The 16,966-nt window shown below is 56.3% G+C and carries 17 protein-coding genes, 2 tRNA genes and 1 other RNA gene; 9 read left to right on the top strand and 11 right to left on the bottom strand.

Annotated features, from left to right (window positions below; all coding sequences use genetic code 11):
• Positions 1-43: 43 nt before the first annotated feature.
• Positions 44-628, bottom strand: coding sequence for a thymidine kinase (locus tag AC2CGQ_RS06070; protein ID WP_154870282.1), 585 nt, complete (start codon positions 626-628; stop codon positions 44-46).
• 700 nt (positions 629-1,328) lie between these two features.
• On the opposite strand from AC2CGQ_RS06070, the gene hns reads away from it, so the two are divergent.
• Complete coding sequence (hns, locus tag AC2CGQ_RS06065) at positions 1,329-1,736, top strand: histone-like nucleoid-structuring protein H-NS (RefSeq protein WP_004932170.1); 408 nt, start codon at positions 1,329-1,331, stop codon at positions 1,734-1,736.
• A 186-nt stretch (positions 1,737-1,922) separates the two neighbouring features.
• On the opposite strand, the gene AC2CGQ_RS06060 is transcribed toward hns, so the two are convergent.
• The 5 genes from AC2CGQ_RS06060 to rssA all read right to left on the bottom strand — a co-directional run bounded on the left by AC2CGQ_RS06060 (position 1,923) and on the right by rssA (position 7,477).
• Positions 1,923-2,933, bottom strand: a complete 1,011-nt coding sequence (locus AC2CGQ_RS06060; RefSeq protein ID WP_015378092.1) for an NAD-dependent epimerase — start codon at positions 2,931-2,933, stop codon at positions 1,923-1,925.
• Positions 2,934-2,942: 9 nt separating this feature from the next.
• Complete coding sequence (locus AC2CGQ_RS06055; protein ID WP_004932175.1) at positions 2,943-4,286, bottom strand: UDP-glucose dehydrogenase family protein; 1,344 nt, start codon at positions 4,284-4,286, stop codon at positions 2,943-2,945.
• Between the two features lie 40 nt (positions 4,287-4,326).
• Positions 4,327-5,244: a UTP--glucose-1-phosphate uridylyltransferase GalU gene (gene galU, locus AC2CGQ_RS06050; protein WP_004932177.1), complete on the bottom strand. Its 918-nt coding sequence runs from the start codon at positions 5,242-5,244 to the stop codon at positions 4,327-4,329.
• A 213-nt stretch (positions 5,245-5,457) separates the two neighbouring features.
• Entirely contained in the window at positions 5,458-6,471 is a 1,014-nt protein-coding gene (rssB, locus tag AC2CGQ_RS06045) for a two-component system response regulator RssB (protein ID WP_004932178.1), read from the bottom strand.
• Positions 6,472-6,574: 103 nt separating this feature from the next.
• Positions 6,575-7,477 (bottom strand): patatin-like phospholipase RssA, encoded by a 903-nt coding sequence (gene rssA, locus AC2CGQ_RS06040; protein WP_015378095.1) that lies wholly within the window; start codon positions 7,475-7,477, stop codon positions 6,575-6,577.
• A 118-nt stretch (positions 7,478-7,595) separates the two neighbouring features.
• Here rssA and AC2CGQ_RS06035 point away from each other — a divergent pair, with 118 nt between their 5' ends.
• The 8 genes from AC2CGQ_RS06035 to AC2CGQ_RS06000 all read left to right on the top strand — a co-directional run bounded on the left by AC2CGQ_RS06035 (position 7,596) and on the right by AC2CGQ_RS06000 (position 11,700).
• The gene (locus AC2CGQ_RS06035; RefSeq protein ID WP_265260785.1) at positions 7,596-8,060 is read left to right on the top strand and encodes a YchJ family protein; all 465 of its coding nucleotides are present in this window, start codon (positions 7,596-7,598) and stop codon (positions 8,058-8,060) included.
• Between the two features lie 68 nt (positions 8,061-8,128).
• Positions 8,129-8,977: a formyltetrahydrofolate deformylase gene (gene purU, locus AC2CGQ_RS06030; RefSeq protein WP_016927485.1), complete on the top strand. Its 849-nt coding sequence runs from the start codon at positions 8,129-8,131 to the stop codon at positions 8,975-8,977.
• A 175-nt stretch (positions 8,978-9,152) separates the two neighbouring features.
• Positions 9,153-9,237 (top strand) — tRNA-Tyr (locus tag AC2CGQ_RS06025).
• A gap of 97 nt (positions 9,238-9,334) precedes the next feature.
• Positions 9,335-9,419 (top strand) — tRNA-Tyr (locus tag AC2CGQ_RS06020).
• A 48-nt stretch (positions 9,420-9,467) separates the two neighbouring features.
• Positions 9,468-9,595, top strand: a non-coding RNA gene (locus AC2CGQ_RS06015) — RtT sRNA.
• Positions 9,596-9,774: 179 nt separating this feature from the next.
• On the top strand, positions 9,775-10,347 hold the full coding sequence (locus AC2CGQ_RS06010) for an LOG family protein (protein WP_004932190.1): 573 nt from the start codon (positions 9,775-9,777) through the stop codon (positions 10,345-10,347).
• Between the two features lie 101 nt (positions 10,348-10,448).
• Positions 10,449-11,255 (top strand): exodeoxyribonuclease III, encoded by an 807-nt coding sequence (gene xthA, locus AC2CGQ_RS06005; RefSeq protein ID WP_004932192.1) that lies wholly within the window; start codon positions 10,449-10,451, stop codon positions 11,253-11,255.
• A 43-nt stretch (positions 11,256-11,298) separates the two neighbouring features.
• Complete coding sequence (locus AC2CGQ_RS06000) at positions 11,299-11,700, top strand: pyrimidine (deoxy)nucleoside triphosphate diphosphatase (RefSeq protein ID WP_021503849.1); 402 nt, start codon at positions 11,299-11,301, stop codon at positions 11,698-11,700.
• A 21-nt stretch (positions 11,701-11,721) separates the two neighbouring features.
• Here the strand turns inward: AC2CGQ_RS06000 and AC2CGQ_RS05995 are convergent, their stop codons facing one another.
• The 5 genes from AC2CGQ_RS05995 to AC2CGQ_RS05975 form a co-directional block, all read right to left on the bottom strand.
• Entirely contained in the window at positions 11,722-12,018 is a 297-nt protein-coding gene (locus tag AC2CGQ_RS05995; protein WP_033632870.1) for a YnjH family protein, read from the bottom strand.
• Positions 12,015-13,940, bottom strand: a complete 1,926-nt coding sequence (locus AC2CGQ_RS05990; RefSeq protein WP_380691675.1) for a DNA topoisomerase III — start codon at positions 13,938-13,940, stop codon at positions 12,015-12,017. Before AC2CGQ_RS05990 ends, AC2CGQ_RS05995 begins: the two co-directional genes overlap by 4 nt.
• Entirely contained in the window at positions 13,940-15,049 is a 1,110-nt protein-coding gene (gene mnmH, locus AC2CGQ_RS05985) for a tRNA 2-selenouridine(34) synthase MnmH (protein WP_380694152.1), read from the bottom strand. Before mnmH ends, AC2CGQ_RS05990 begins: the two co-directional genes overlap by 1 nt.
• Positions 15,050-15,057: 8 nt before the next feature.
• On the bottom strand, positions 15,058-16,101 hold the full coding sequence (selD, locus tag AC2CGQ_RS05980) for a selenide, water dikinase SelD (protein ID WP_004932201.1): 1,044 nt from the start codon (positions 16,099-16,101) through the stop codon (positions 15,058-15,060).
• Positions 16,102-16,258: 157 nt separating this feature from the next.
• On the bottom strand, positions 16,259-16,810 hold the full coding sequence (locus AC2CGQ_RS05975; protein ID WP_004932204.1) for an NAD(P)H nitroreductase: 552 nt from the start codon (positions 16,808-16,810) through the stop codon (positions 16,259-16,261).
• Positions 16,811-16,966 lie beyond the last annotated feature (156 nt).

Genomic DNA, 16,966 nt, shown 5'->3' with positions numbered 1-16,966 from the left:
CGCCGCCAAAACGCCTCAGCGGGCTTTGGCGGCGTTTTCTCCCCTACTCCTGGGAGTGAATCGCCTCTTTATAATGCTTGCGGCAGACGGAGACATAGCTCTCGTTACCGCCAATCACCACCTGCTCACCGGCGTGCATCGCCTGGCCGTTTTCATCCAACCGCAACACCATATTGGCTTTGCGCCCACAGTGACAGATGGTTTTCAATTCCACCAGCTTATCGGCCCAGGCCAGCAAATATTGGCTGCCGGTAAACAGCTCACCGAGAAAATCGGTACGCAGGCCGTAGCACAATACGGGAATGTCCAGTTGGTCCACCACATCGCACAATTGCTCAACCTGCGCCTTGGTCAGGAACTGGCTTTCATCCAGCAGTACACAATGCACCGGCTGCTGTTGATGCTCTTGCTGAATCATGGCGTACAGCATCGAGTCGTTGTTATAGAGCTGGGCCTGCGAGGATAAACCGATGCGCGAGCTGACCTTACCTACGCCAAAGCGGTGATCGATCTCCGCAGTGAACACCAGCGTGCGCATACCACGTTCTTGATAGTTATATGAAGACTGTAGCAGCGCAGTGGACTTGCCGGCATTCATCGCAGAGTAATAAAAATAAAGTTGAGCCATGGCCCCGCAACTCCGATGGTATAAGAAATATTCAAATGTCGATTAGGACGGTAAGTGTACCATAAGCCGCCCCCCAGGCTCAGCCCAAAGCGAACGAATATTGCGTTCGCCGTAATAATGCGCTTTCAAGCGAAACATATCGTTCTGTCGGCCCGTTCTTTTTACAGCTATTTACAGGATAATGTATGCCTGTCATCACTATTAATTCTTGCTAATGGTTAACCGCGATCATTTGCCCATTAATGCATAATCACCCTTTCGCCGCGGCGGGTGCCGCAACCGCAACGGCGCGCCAGTCTATTATACACAGGGCCAATACAGGGCATTTAATCACCTCCACTGTCCCCGAGGTTTCCTGACGCAATCTTTACCTATATACCCCTATTGTTTACAATGTCTGCCTTGCCATGACGTGATTAAGCCCACAGAACCCATTGTAATATTGATATAAATTACGGCGATAACTTATCGATGAAAGCCTTGCGACACGCGCCTTTTAAAGCATGCCTGCTGAAATTTTGACTTAAGTGCGACAAGGGTAATAGTTAACAGCCCTTCCTATATTAGTCGGACAGATCCGATTAACGGTTTTTTAAAAGGTAAATTTGAGTATTCAAGTCAATTTGGCTATTGCAGAAAAGAAAATAGCGCTCTATTATTATCGAGACGCCCCCCACCAATATAATTTGAGACTAGGACAATGAGCGAAGCATTAAAGATTTTGAACAACATCCGCACTCTGCGCGCCCAGGCAAGAGAATGCACACTGGAAACGCTGGAAGAAATGCTCGAGAAACTGGAAGTTGTTGTGAACGAACGTCGCGAAGAAGACAGCCAGGCTCAAGCAGAAATCGAAGAACGCACCCGTAAACTGCAGCAATACCGCGAAATGCTGATTGCTGACGGTATCGATCCGAATGAACTGCTGCAAACCATGGCTGCCAACAAGGCTGCCGGTAAAGCAAAACGCGCAGCACGTCCTGCTAAATACCAATATAAAGACGAAAACGGCGAATTGAAAACCTGGACCGGCCAAGGCCGTACTCCAGCGGTGATTAAGAAAGCTATCGAAGAGCAAGGTAAATCTCTGGACGATTTCCTGCTGTAATAGCGATTCAGCCCGTATCTGAAAGGCTCCCTGCGGGGGGCCTTTTCATTTTAAAGCTTATCGCCGCGATCCTGCCTCATCCCTTTCCTTTTAGTAAATATCCTAATTCGCATTTTGTTCCTTGCATGAGGTTCCAGCGATAAAAAAGGGCCCTAAGGCCCCTTTGTCGCATATACCCTCGTTCAATTATTGAACCTGGTAGAATGCCTTATACCAATCAACAAAGCGCTTCACACCCTCTTCAACGCTGGTTTCCGGCTTAAAACCAATGTCACGATAAAGCTCCGCGGTATCCGCGCTGGTATCCATCACGTCGCCAGGTTGCATTGGCAGCATATTCTTGCGGGCAGTTAGCCCCAAAGCCTGCTCCAACGCCGTGATATATTCCATCAGTTTAACGGGGGTGTTATTGCCGATATTATAAACATGATACGGCGCGGAACTGGTCGCCGGCGATCCCTGTTCAACGGTCCATGACGGATCTGCCTGCGGAATAACCGCCTGCAGCCGCACAATCGCCTCGGTGATATCATCAATGTAAGTAAAGTCACGGTGCATTTCACCGTGGTTATATACATCGATACTCTCCCCCGCCAATATGGCCTTGGTAAACTTGAACAGCGCCATATCCGGACGCCCCCAGGGACCATATACGGTAAAGAAGCGTAGCCCCGTCGTCGGGAGACCGTATAAATGAGCGTAACTGTGTGACATCAGCTCATTGGCTTTTTTGGTTGCCGCATACAGTGACACAGGGTGGTCGACCGAATCTTCGGTAGCAAACGGCAACTTGCGATTGAGGCCATAAACAGAGCTGGAGGAAGCGTAAAGTAAATGCTCGACCTTATTATGACGGCAGCCTTCCAGAACGTTCAAATGACCGATCAGGTTAGCGTCCGCATAAGCCAACGGGTTGACCAGCGAATAACGCACGCCGGCTTGGGCACCCAAATGAATGACTCGTTGGAACTGATGCTCGGCGAACAATGTCGCCATGCCTTCACGATCGGCCAAATCCAACTTGATGAAGCGGAATCCCGGCTTATCCGCCAGTCTGTCCAGACGGGCCATTTTCAGGCCCACGTCATAATAGTCATTCAGGTTATCGATGCCGACAACCTGATGCCCGGCGGTCAACAAACGCTCTGCAACGTGATAACCAATAAACCCTGCGGCGCCTGTAACCAGGAATTTCATGCCCACTCCTTAAATAACCGGTTTAATCGAGGCACCGCGGCCAATCGCATAGTAGGTAAAGCCGCGATTCGCCAAACGCTCAGGATCGTACAGGTTACGTCCATCGAAGATCACCGGCTGCTTCAACGCGCCCTTGATCACATCAAAGTCCGGCGCGCGGAAATTCTGCCATTCGGTGCAGATCACCAGAGCATCGGCGCCGTGCAACGCAGCCTCTTTGGTACCCATCAGCTTCAAGTCGTCGCGCTGGCCATAGATGCGCTGAACTTCGTTCATCGCTTCCGGATCGTAGGCCTGAACGGTGGCGCCGGCAGCCCACAGCTGCTCCATCAGCACACGGCTGGACGCTTCACGCATGTCATCGGTATTCGGCTTGAACGCCAGACCCCACAGTGCGAAGGTTTTGCCCTTCAAATCGCTGCCGAAATAGTCTTTGATAAAGCTGTTCAGCTTGTCTTTTTGTTGGTAGTTGACCTGCTCTACCGCCTGCAACAGCTTCGGTTGGTAACCGATCTGCTCCGCCGTGCGGATCAGCGCCTGAACATCTTTCGGGAAGCAAGAACCACCGTAGCCACAGCCAGGATAGATGAAGTGATAACCGATGCGTGAATCGGAACCGATGCCCTGACGCACTTTCTCGATGTCCGCGCCCAACATTTCCGCCAGGTTGGACATTTCGTTCATAAAGCTGATTTTGGTCGCCAGCATGCAGTTGGCGGCATATTTGGTCAGCTCCGCGCTGCGGATATCCATCATGATCATACGATCGTGATTGCGGTTAAACGGCTCGTACAGCTCGCGAATAGGCTCGATCACTTCTTTATTATCGGTGCCGATCACGATGCGCTCAGGGCGCATGCAGTCAGCCACCGCAGCGCCTTCCTTCAGGAATTCAGGGTTGGACACTACGTCGAACGGCACGTTGCTGCCGCGTTTTGCCAGCGTTTCCGCCATCACCTGACGCACTTTGTCCGCCGTACCGACCGGCACGGTAGATTTGTCGATCACCACTTTGCGATCGGTCATGTGCTCGGCGATAGTGCGCGCCACTGCGGTGACATATTTCAGATCGGCGGAACCGTCCTCATCCGGCGGCGTACCAACGGCGATAAACTGGATATTCCCGTGCGCCACGCCCGCTTTGGCATCGGTGGTGAAATGCAGGCGGCCGGCCTCATAGTTTTGCTGTACCAGCGGCGTCAGGCCCGGTTCAAAAATCGGGATATTCCCTTTTTTCAGGTTCTCGACTTTTCGTTCGTCAACATCGATGCACATAACGTCATGGCCAACTTCAGCCAGCACGGCGGCCTGTACCAGCCCCACATAACCAATACCAAAAACTGTTACTTTCATGTGAAAATCCTAGTTTTTCAAATTAAGACGAAAGATCAAATTACTTCTTGTCAGCGGCAACAACCTGTTGCAGCCACTGAGAAAACTCTTTGCCCAGGCTGGCATGACGCATGCCGTACTCCACGAAGGCCTGCATGTAACCCAGTTTGTTACCGCAGTCATGGCTCACGCCTTTCAGGTGATACGCTTCCACCGTTTCCTGCTGCATCAGCATTTCGATGCTGTCAGTCAGCTGAATTTCATCGCCGGCGCCAGGAGGCGTTTTCGCCAACAGCGGCCAAATATCGGCGGACAACACATAACGACCAACAATCGCCAGGTTGGAAGGGGCTTTATCCGGTGACGGTTTCTCAACCACGCTGACCATCGGCGCGCTTTCGCCCGGTTGCAAATCAACGCCCTTACAGTCGGCTACGCCGTAGTTTCCGACATCCTTATGCGGCACGGGTTCAACCATGATCTGGCTGACGCCGGTGGCTTCGAAGCGCTGCAGCATTTCGTGCAGGTTGTCTTTTTGCGGATCGGCGCTGTATTCGTCGAGGATCACGTCCGGAAGCACCACCGCGACCGGTTCATCGCCCACCATCGGGTAGGCACACATAATCGCGTGCCCCAGGCCTTTGGCATTACCCTGACGAACCTGCATCACGGTAACGCCTTTCGGGCAGATCGACTGCACTTCGTCCAGCAATTGGCGCTTGACGCGTTTTTCCAGCATCGCTTCGAGTTCGAAACTGGTATCAAAATGGTTTTCGATCGAGTTCTTGGAGGAGTGGGTGACCAGCACAATCTCGTTAATCCCCGCCGCAATGCACTCATTGACGACGTATTGGATCAGAGGTTTATCAACCAGCGGCAGCATTTCTTTCGGAATGGCTTTGGTGGCCGGCAACATCCGCGTACCCAAGCCTGCAACCGGGATCACGGCTTTTCTGACTTTGCGATTTACAGCAGGCATTATTTCCTCTCTTAAAGCTAAAGCGCTCATTTTATGAGCTTGGGCTCGATATAAAAAAACCTTCGGAGTATACCAGCTTATGCGCGCCGAGCATTAACCAGAACACAAATAGAAAACATTTAGGACTATTACCCGTTCGGATAATCCGGAGAATAAATAAACGGTTTAATTACAGATAAGTAAATAGCTTAAGATCGCGCCGATCGCTGCCTGCTATTCAGCGCTGAGCATCAGTCGCAATCGGCCACCGCTGCCCCATACCTGACATTGCCAGGCGGTACAACGCTGGCTGATCTGATTCATGTAGGTAGCCCCCAGCGTCCCCAGTGGCACGCCGTTGCTCAGCTGGATTTGATTGTCACCGGTATTGACGTTGGCATGCAGCCCGGCGGAAACCAGAATCAGGTTTTTATTTTCGGCGTGATAATATCCCAACAACAGAGGGAATTGACCGTCTAATTTCCCCTGCCGCAATAATTGATTAACCTGCTTTAACAATGCCGACATTTGCGGCAAACGATGCTGTTGATTAGCCAGATGGTCCTGCAGCAGCCCATTAAATAATGCGCGCAACAGCAGCGCCGCCAATACGCCATTATCGCCGGCGCGCGTGACGTCCAGACAATAGAATGCCAGATCCTTTTCTGACAAGGCGGCGATATCCAGCACCAGGCCGGGATTTTCGCCGGTGGTTAACTGCCGATAGTTGATCCGGCAATGCGCAATGGTCTGCTGTACCGGCGGCTGCAGTTGCTTAAGCAGTTTGACGGCTTCGGAAGGATTTTTGCTCAACGCATCCCAATCCTGAAACAGTTCAACCTCTTCAATCGCCTGGGAGGTGAACATATTGGGGTATAAGCACGCCAGCACCGCTTCACGCAGGCGATTGAGATCGGTCAGCGGCTTGAGCAGCACATCCTGCACGCCCAACCGCAGCACCTTGGCGATGTCCGCCATCTTGTCGGTGGCCGAGATCACCAGCACCGGGATCTGCAGCCCCTGCAAACGCAGGTGTTCAACGAATTCGATACCGCCCATTTCCGGCATCGCGAGATCGCACAGAATCAGATCCGGCTTGAAGTCATCGACGGCACTCAGCGCCTGTAAACCGTTGGTCGCCTCGCCGGTTTCAGCGCCCAGCGAGGTCAGATAACCGACCAGCACGGAACGAAAAACCTGTTCGTCCTCAACGATCAAGATGCGCTTGTGAGTGAGTGGTAATGCCATCAGCCGAGCCTCGTCCCTTTCCATAGTGTAATAGTGGCTCAAAAAGGTCACTTATGCTCGTCTGAAACAGACCAACTGCGCATTGCCAACCAAGAACCGAGAATTATCTATTTTTTATCAACGGCAACAACCGATCCAGTTGTTTTTCAACCGCCAGCAACCCCGCCTCGATCGCTTCATCGGCGCGATGGAAATCCAGCGTTGAGATTTGCGGGCAAAAAGGCTGGATCAAGACATCCGGCGGATCGCTCGCCATCCGGTTGCGCTTCAGGCGATTCTCCAGCATTTGAATCGATGTGCTCATAATCTCCATCGCCGTCGGCGCCGTCGCCGGTTTGCGCTTGCGCATTCTGCCAACGCGTTCCCGCAGACGCCCGCGCCAGGTAGCCGCAGGCGCATCGTCCGGGCTTTCTTCCTCGATACGTATCGAGAACAGATCCTGCTGCATCAGGTGCGCGTCATGCTGCAGATCGACCGCAATGACGATATCGGCACCCATGGCGCGGCAAAGCGACACCGGCACCGGATTGACCACCGCGCCATCCACCAGCCAATAGCCGTCGGCCCATACCGGCGCCAACAGGCCGGGCATGCTGCAGGAGGCGCGTATCGCCTGATGAATATCGCCTTCGGTCAGCCACAGCTCACGCCCGGTGCTGAGATTGGTCGTCACGGCACCGAACTTCAACGCACAATCGGCGATATCATTGATCTTCAGCAGCTGTCCAACGGCGTTAAACACCCGCTCGCCGCGCAACAGGCCGCCGCGCTGCCAGGAAAAATCCATCAGGCGAATCACGTCCCAATAGCTGAACGATCGCACCCACTGCTCCATCGCCGGCAGGCGATGGCTGGCGAACGCGGCGCCCACCAACGCGCCGACAGAGCAGCCGGCAACGATATCGACCTCAATCCCCAGCTTCTTTAACGCATTGATCACGCCGATGTGCGCCCAGCCTTTAGCCGAGCCCGCTCCCAACGCCAGTCCGATCTTGATTTGCCGCATCGCGTCATCCTCTCGGTAAACGGTGTTCTCTGCTTTCAGGGTAGATTGTCACTGACGAATATTGTTAGGTAACATATGCGCTAAATTCATTTTCAGCCTCGTTTTCTCAGGAGTCATTTTGCCCGAATCATGCCCATGCGGCAGCGGACTGGCGTATAACACGTGCTGCGCCCCTTTTATCAGCGGCAGTCAGCTGGCGCCAACGCCCGGCCAACTGATGCGTTCACGCTTCACCGCCTACGTGAATCATAACGTCGACTATCTGATCGCCACCTGGCACCCCGACTGCGGCGCCGAAGCGTGGCGCAATGCCATCGTCGACAGTTTTAAGAATACCGAATGGCTGGGCCTGACGATCGTGGAAGAGAAAGCCGGTCATGAGCCGGATGAAGGCTTCGTCGAATTCATCGCCCGTTTCACCGATGGCGAAAGCGGCGAGCCGCAGGCGATGCATGAGCGCTCGCGCTTCCTTCGTCGCGATCAACGTTGGTATTATATCGATGGCACCAAACCCCAGCCCGGCCGAAATGCGATGTGTCCCTGTGGCTCAGGGAAAAAATACAAGAAGTGCTGCGGGCGCTAACCGGCCGGCGCTTCACGTTTACGCCTGCGCAGACAGGCCGTTCAGTATCAGACAGGATCCTCAAACCCATGCCACACCAAAATGTACAACGGAAAGTGTTACGCACCATCTGCCCGGACGCCAAAGGGCTGATCGCCAAGATCACCAACATCTGTTACAAGCACGAACTCAATATCGTCCAGAACAATGAGTTCGTCGATCACCGCACCGGGCGTTTCTTCATGCGCACCGAGCTGGAAGGCATTTTCAACGACAACACGCTGCTGGCCGATCTGGACAGCGCCCTGCCGGAAGGTTCGCTGCGTGAACTGCACAGCACCGGGCGCCGGCGCATCGTGGTGCTGGTCACCAAAGAGGCGCACTGCCTGGGCGATCTGTTGATGAAAAGCGCCTATGGCGGCCTCGACGTTGAGATCGCCGCCGTAATCGGCAACCACGACACGCTGCAATCGCTGGTGGAGCGTTTCGATATTCCTTTCCATCTGGTGAGCCACGAAGGCTTGACGCGCGAACAGCACGACCGCGAAATGACGGCCAAGATCGATCAATATCAGCCGGATTACGTGGTGCTGGCCAAATATATGCGCGTGCTGACCCCGGCCTTCGTGCAACATTATCCGAATCAGGTAATCAACATTCACCATTCGTTCCTGCCGGCGTTTATCGGCGCACGGCCTTATCACCAGGCCTACGAGCGCGGGGTAAAAATCATCGGCGCCACCGCCCATTACGTTAACGACAATCTCGACGAAGGCCCGATCATCATGCAGGACGTGATCCACGTCGATCACACCTATTCCGCCGAGGATATGATGCGCGCCGGCCGCGACGTGGAGAAAAACGTGCTCAGCCGCGCCCTGTATCAGGTGCTGGCGCAGCGCGTCTTCGTCTACGGCAACCGCACCGTTATTCTGTAATCGTTCAATAAATCGGTGCATTTCGTTCAGGGATGCACCGCCAAGAATAAAAAAACGGCAAACGATTCATTTTCTGCATTTCAATACTTTACACATCCGCTTCATTTGATATGATGCGCCCCGCTTACCGAGACAGCGCTCTCGCAAGCAAGGCCAGTTAAATAGCCATGTATATGGTGGGGTTCCCGAGCGGCCAAAGGGAGCAGACTGTAAATCTGCCGTCACTGACTTCGAAGGTTCGAATCCTTCCCCCACCACCATCTTTTCTCCGCCAGGAGCGAAGACGCAGTAAAAGAAACCGGCCAGGTTTCTTCCGGATAAAACCGGAACAACAATTTGTAAATCCATGAATACCATGGTGGGGTTCCCGAGCGGCCAAAGGGAGCAGACTGTAAATCTGCCGTCACAGACTTCGAAGGTTCGAATCCTTCCCCCACCACCATCCCTTGCAGAAAATCCCCGAACCTAATTAAAAGCACATCACTTACATAATGCTCCGCATTGGGGAAGGATGAGAAGCTTCGACCAAGGTTCGAGTCTCACGCAGTGAGACAACGCGCTTCAGCGCGGCCCGCAGGGTGAGTCGCGCAGCGACGAATCATCCTTCCCCCACCACCATCCCTTGCAGAAAATCCCCGAACCTAATTAAATAACCCTCGTATCAATAAACTCAATTTATCTCCCCTTATCGCCGCTTTCACCTTGATGTTTTATCTCCTCACTCCCAGCCGTAACTTGAACTCCGGCCGACAATTCGCTATACCACTGGCTTCTTTAGTGCAGTAAGGAACAGGTGGATGCGAAACAATATTTGCGTTTTTTGTGGCGCCAGCGAAGGCGTCAATCCCGCTTATGCCGAGCAGGCTCGTCAACTGGGGCAACTGCTGGCCGCACAGGGGCGCCGTTTAATCTATGGCGGCGGCAAAAAAGGATTGATGGGGATCGTGGCGGACGCGGTGTTGGCCGCAGGCGGTGAAGCGGTCGGCATTATCCCCGAGCGTCTGGTTGAAGCGGAAACGGCGCATCGCGGCCTGACTGAATTGGAAGTGGTGCCAGACATGCATACGCGCAAAGCCCGTATGGCAGCGCTGGCGGACAGTTTTATCGCCCTGCCCGGCGGCATCGGCACGCTGGAAGAGCTGTTTGAAATCTGGACCTGGGGGCAAATCGGCTATCACAACAAGCCGGTCGGCCTGCTGAACGTCAACGGATTCTACCGACCGCTGAGCCAGTTCCTCGAGCACGTCGCCGATCAGGGCTTTATGCGTCACGACTATCTCGGCACCCTGCACATCAGCGAATCGGCACAGACGCTGCTGCAACAATTTGACGACTATCAACCTAAAAATTACGACCGCTGGGCGAAATAAACCCGCTGCGCAGTCAGCGGTCCTGCCGCTGTCTGCGTTACATTTCCCGCCAAACTCTGCTACTATCACAGCACATTTTTCTCGTGAAAACGGCACCGCTCATGAAGTTTGTCTCTTTTAATATCAATGGACTGCGCGCGCGTCCGCATCAGCTGGCGGCAATTATCGAACAGCACCAGCCCGACGTGATCGGTCTGCAGGAAACCAAAGTTCACGATGACATGTTCCCATTGGAAGAAGTCAGCCAGCACGGCTATCACGTGTTCTATCACGGGCAAAAAGGCCATTACGGCGTGGCGCTGCTGACCAAAGCGGAGCCCCTAGCCGTGCGCCGCGGTTTCCCAACCGATGAAGAAGACGCGCAGCGTCGCATCATCATGGCCGATCTGGCTACGCCACAGGGCACGCTGACGGTGATCAACGGCTACTTCCCGCAAGGTGAAAGCCGCGACCACCCGATCAAATTCCCGGCTAAAACACGCTTTTATCAGGATCTGCAAAACTACCTGGAGCAGCAGCTGTCGGCGGAATCCCCGGTGCTGATCATGGGCGACATGAATATCAGCCCGAGTGATTACGATATCGGCATCGGCGAAGACAACCGCAAACGCTGGCTGCGCACCGGCAAGTGCTCCTTCCTGCCGGAAGAGCGCGAATGGATGGATCGCCTGCTGAACTGGGGCCTGGTGGATACCTATCGCCACGCCAACCCGGGGCGCAACGACGAGTTCTCATGGTTCGACTACCGCTCCAAAGGGTTCGACGACAACCGCGGCCTGCGTATCGATCTGCTGCTGGCCAGCACCCCGCTGGCTTCTCGCTGCATCGCCACCGGCATTGATTACCAAACCCGCGGCATGGAGAAACCTTCCGACCATGCGCCGGTCTGGGCGGAATTCACGCTGTAACCCCATCCCCCGGCGCTCGCCGGGGTTTTATTCTGTGAAGCCAATGAAAATTATCGACGTAGTAGCCGCCATTCTGGAACAAAATGGGCGTATTTTGCTGGCCCAGCGCGGCGCAGGCAGCGATCAAGCCGGCCTGTGGGAGTTTCCCGGCGGCAAGGTTGAAACCGGCGAAAGCCAGCCGGAGGCGCTGACGCGCGAGCTGGATGAAGAATTGGGGATTAGCGCCCGTATCGGCAACTATGTGGGCAGCAATCAGTGGCGGCAAGGCGAACGCATCATCCGACTGCATGCCTGGCGAGTCGCGGAGTTCTCCGGTGAACTGCAACAGCGCTGCCATTCGGCGCTGGTCTGGGTCACGCCGCAACAGGCGCAGGAATACCCCCTGGCGCCCGCTGACGTTCCACTGCTGGCGGATTATCTCGCCGCGCAAGGCGAGGCGCGCTGAGCACGGTGACAGGTTACATCGTCACTTCTTTAATCGTACCCAAATCAAGGGGTTGGTGCCGATAGTATTAGGCTCACGCACGCACTGCAGCACTTCCCCTTCGACTTTGAGCACCGCCCCCTCGGAATAGTTCTGATTCTGGTAGACGCAACAACGGCTGCAGGGCTGCGCCGGCGGCGGATTATCGCCGCTTTTGGCCGCGCCCCAGATCTCCGGCGAAACCGGTAGCACCACGTCCACATCGCCGCGATTGGCGGCTGCCAGGCCGGAAAACATCAGGGCCGCGGCAGCCAATACACCAGTGAGTCCACGCTTCATTCACTCTTCTCCTGCGCCTTGCCGGCGCTTTTCCTGCGTTTTTTGCCTCCGCTGGAGGGCGGCGGCGGCAATCCACGAAACGCCATGCTCGCCCGGCTCTGCTTGGCCTGATAAATCAGCTCTTGCAGCGTGCCGACCAACGGCTGCATAAAGTCCTGATAGCGGCAGGATTTCTCGCTGATTTGCGTCAGCGTGGCTTCCCAGTTGGCCGTCATATCAGGGCGTGCAGCAAGATCCGGTAGCGAGTGAATCAATGCGCGCCCGGTTTCGCTGGAGTGAATATAGCGTCCCTTCTTGTACAGAAACGCCCGCTTGAACAGCAATTCGATGATCCCCGCTCGCGTCGCTTCCGTACCTAAACCATCGGTCGCCCGCAGGATTTTCTTTAGCGCTTTATCTTGTACGAACCGCGCGATACCGGTCATGGCCGACAACAGGCTGGCGTCAGTAAACGGCCGCGGCGGCTGCGTCTGGCGCTCCACCACTTCACCGCGCTCGCACAACAGCTCATCATCTTTAGCCACCACCGGCAGCGGCGCACCTTCGTTCTCCTCGTCGCGCTCCTTGCTGCCCAGCAGCGTACGCCAGCCGGCTTCCGCCAGGAATCGCGCCTTGGCGATAAATTTGCCGCCGGCGATATCCAGCTCGATCACGCATTTGCGGAATACCGCATCCGGACAGAACTGCATCAGATACTGGCGCGCCACCAGCCCATACACGTTCCGCTCATCCTGCGTCAGATTAATCTTGCCGGCGCGGGCGGTGGGAATGATGGCGTGGTGCGCGTCGACCTTTTTATCGTCCCAGCAACGGTTGCGGCGATCGCTGTCGATCACCGGCTGCGGATACAGCTCGGGCTGGTGCACGCTGATGGCGTTCAGCACCGCGTGGCGGCCGGCGAAATGCTCTTCCGGCAGGTAGCGACAGTCGGAACGCGGATAGGTAATCAACTTGTGGGTTTCGTACAGCCGCTGGCAAACGTCCAGCACCTGTTGCGCGCTGAGGTTATAACGCCGGGCCGCTTCGATTTGCAGCGTGGAGAGCGAAAACGGCAGCGGCGCGGTATCCGATTCCCGTTTATCATTATAAGACGTGACCAGAGCCGGCTGGTCTTCAATGCGCTTGACCACATGCTCCGCCAACGGCCGGTGCAGCAAACGCCCCTCTTCGTCCTGATAAGGCTCACAGGACTCACTGGGCTGCCACAGCGCCACGAAGCGTTCTTCTTTCGGCGTGACGATGTGCGCCTTGACCTCAAAGAAGTCTTTTGGCACGAAGTTTTCGATCTCTTCATCACGCCGTACCACCAATCCGAGCACCGGCGTCTGTACCCTGCCTACCGACAGCACGCCGTCGTAACCGGCGTTGCGGCCCAGCAGCGTGTAGGCGCGGGTCATATTGATGCCGTACAGCCAGTCGGCGCGCGAACGCGCCAGCGCAGACACGCACAGTGGGATGAAGTCACGGTTGTCGCGCAGGCGTTCAACCGCGCGCTCCACCGCCTGCGGGTTGAGATCGTTGATCAGACAGCGGCGCACGTTCTGGCGCTTTTCCGCCGTCAAATCCAGGTAGTCCAGCACCTCATCCACCAGCAGTTGCCCTTCGCGATCCGGGTCGCCGGCGTGAACCACTTCATCGGCTTCGAGCAGCAACTTTTTAATGGCGTTGAGCTGTTTGCTGACCGAAGGCCGCGGCTGCAACCGCCATTTTTCGGGAATGATCGGCAGGTCTGCCAACGACCAGCGCGCATAGCGGCTGTCATAGGCGTCAGGCTGGGCCTGCTCCAACAGGTGGCCGACGCACCAGGTCACCACGTCGTTGTTGCCACAGGCGATATAACCGTCGCCGCGGCGATGCGGCTTGGGCAAGACGTCGGCAATGGCGCGCGCCAAACTCGGTTTCTCGGCTATGAACAGTCGCATTAATCACCGTTTTTCTGGCTGAACGTCATCAAGAATTCTCTTACTTCTGCATAGTTACCACGGAAGACGATCCGCCGGGCTTTCTTTTCCAACTGATAGCAATACATCGGATCGTAGTACTGCTGCAACAAGGGCGCCAACCACTCGCGGTGCGCGTCACCCTGGCCGCTGAGACGCTGTGCCCGCAACGCCGCTTCCAGCCGCTGCGTCAGCTGCTGGAAGCGCTCCAGGCCCAGCCGGCGGCGAATGGCGAACAGGCCGTGATGCAGATAGTCGTCGTACTGCCGCCAGCCTTCTTCCACGCCATAGGCCTGTTCGAACTGTTCACGCATCCCGTCGATATATTCGGCCTGCAGGCGTGCCAGGCGAATATCAAACGGATCGTCGATCACCGCCACCGGCGCCTGCTGCATGCCGTTGAACAACGGCAACGGCAGATTGTTGCTGCCGATGATCCGCCCTTCGTCTTCCAGCACCCAACGGCGGCTGCCACCATGCTGTTTTTTCAGCAATAACACAGCCAGACGATTCTCAAAATCGATCTGTGAGCTTTGCCCCGCCAGCGTTCGGCCAAAAGATGAACCGCGATGGCGCGCCGCGCCTTCCAGATCGACGCCGTCGGCCAGTTCGTTGACCAGCAACGTCTTGCCGCTGCCGGTATTGCCGCCCACCAGGGCCATCGGCAATGCCGCGCTTTGCGCCAACACGCCGAGCAGATAATTGCGCAGCGCCTTATAACCGCCAGTGATACGCGGGTACTCGACGCCGGCCTCATGCAGCCATTGCTGCACCAGCTGTGAGCGCAGCCCGCCACGGAAGCAGTAAATATAACCTTCGGGTCGCTGCGCACAGGCCGCCAGCCAGGCGGCGGTACGCTGTTCGCGCAGTTTGCCGTTCACCAGGCTGTGGCCGAGCGCAATCGCCGCTTGCTGACCATGCTGCTTATAGCAGGTGCCCACCGCCTGCCGCTCGCTGTCGACCATCAGCGGCAGGTTCACAGCCTGAGCGAAGGCGCCCTGCTGAAACTCGATCGGCGCACGCACGTCAATCAGCGGCACGTCGTGCAGAAAAATGCGTTGATAATCGGCGCTGTCCGGCCTGCCTTGCATCTTGGACACTACACAACCTCGATCAGCGGTTTACCTGCCTGTGCGGCATGCAGCTCACCGATAGGATTGAGCGTGATGCCGTGCTGCTCGGCAATCGCCAGCACCTGCGCCTGCGCCTCCGGCAATACCGCCAACAGCAAACCGCCGGAGGTTTGCGGATCGCACAGCAGCTGACGCTGCAAATCGCTCATCTCGCCCACCAGATGGCCGTAGCTGTCGAAGTTGCGCCCGGTGCCGCCCGGCACGCAGCCCTCGGCGATGTACGCCTCGACATCCGGCAGTTTCGGCACCCGATCGAACCAGACCGTCGCCTGCAGACCGGAGCCCTGACAAACCTCGCTCAGGTGGCCCAACAGGCCAAAGCCAGTGATGTCGGTCATCGCCGTGACGCCCGCCACTTCGGCAAAGTCGGCGCCCGGCTTGTTAAGACGACACATCACGTCCGTCGCCAGCCCTTGATGTTCAGGGCGCAGCTTGCTTTGCTTCTCGGCGGTCGTCAGCACGCCAATGCCCAGCGGCTTGGTCAGATAGAGTTGCGCCCCGGCCTGTGCGGCGCTGTTCTTTTTCACTCGCTCGGTATTGACCACGCCGGTGACCGCCAGGCCGAAGATAGGTTCCGGCGCATCGATGGAATGGCCGCCGGCCAGCGCGATCCCCGCCTGCTGGCAAGCGAAACGTCCGCCGTCGATCACCTGCTGCGCCACCTCCGGCGGCAGTTTGGCGATTGGCCAGCCGAGAATGGCGATCGCCATGATCGGTTTGCCGCCCATGGCGTACACGTCGCTGATGGCGTTAGCGGCGGCGATACGGCCGAAATCAAACGGATCGTCGACGATCGGCATGAAGAAGTCGGTAGTGCTGATGATGCCGACGCCGTTGCCGATGTCATACACCGCCGCGTCGTCGCGGGTTTCATTGCCGACCAACAGACGCGGATCGACAAATTTCTCCCGCTCGCTGTGCAGGATGGTTTCGAGAACTTTCGGTGAGATTTTGCAGCCGCAGCCAGCGCCATGGCTGTACTGGGTTAAACGGATCGCTGGCGATGTCATAGTCCACTCCCTTCGATAACGGCACTCAAGATAACATAGGGTAGCGCTTGCCGAGGGGATTGATAAGAGCGGGCCGCCGATAAGCGAACGGCCTGCTCAGAAACCATGCAATTTTGCGGGGTTTGGCGCATTTTCGCCGCGCCCCGTTGGATAATACTTAGAAATAGCTGACGAAAGGCGTGCTGTCCGGCGGCGTCACTTTAGTGGCGGCCTTCAGCTGCGGCGTGCCCAGATAGAGGAAACCGACGATCTCGTCCTGCTCGCGGCAACCGAAGGCTTCACGCACCAGCGCATGCTCGGTCCAGGCGCCGGTGCGCCAGATGCCGTTAAAGCCCTGCGCCAGCGCCGCCATCTGCATCGCCTGCACGGCGCAACCGGCGGAAACCACCTGCTCCCAGCGCGGCACCTTGGTCTCTTCAGTGCAATGCGCGATGACGGTGATGATCAGCGGTGCGCGGAACGGCGCCTTGGTGGCTTTTTCGATCGCCGCTTCATCCAACTGATCCTGCTTCGCCGCCGCCTGCAGCAGCTGACTGAAGCGCTCCAGGCCCTGATTCTCGATCATCACGAAACGCCACGGCTGCAGCGCACCGTGATCGGGCGCACGCAGGCCCGCGTTGATGATGTTTTGGCGCACTTCCCCCGCCGGCGCCGGTTCCGCCAGGCGCGAAGCCGAGCGACGATTCAATAAAAGATCCAGAGCATCCATCGTAAACTCCTGATAACAATTTTCATTCCGGCCACGTTAACATAGCTAAACGGCGAGTTACAGCCTCGGCGATAGCGTCTGTGTGCCACGATTTAAAGCTGACATTTACCCGGCCGCTCATTAGGATAGCGGAACATTCTCGACTCTTGTTGGAGA

The sequence above is a fragment of the Serratia sp. DFXYC6 genome (genome assembly GCF_057196085.1).
This window is presented reverse-complemented; position numbering and strand designations above follow the sequence as displayed.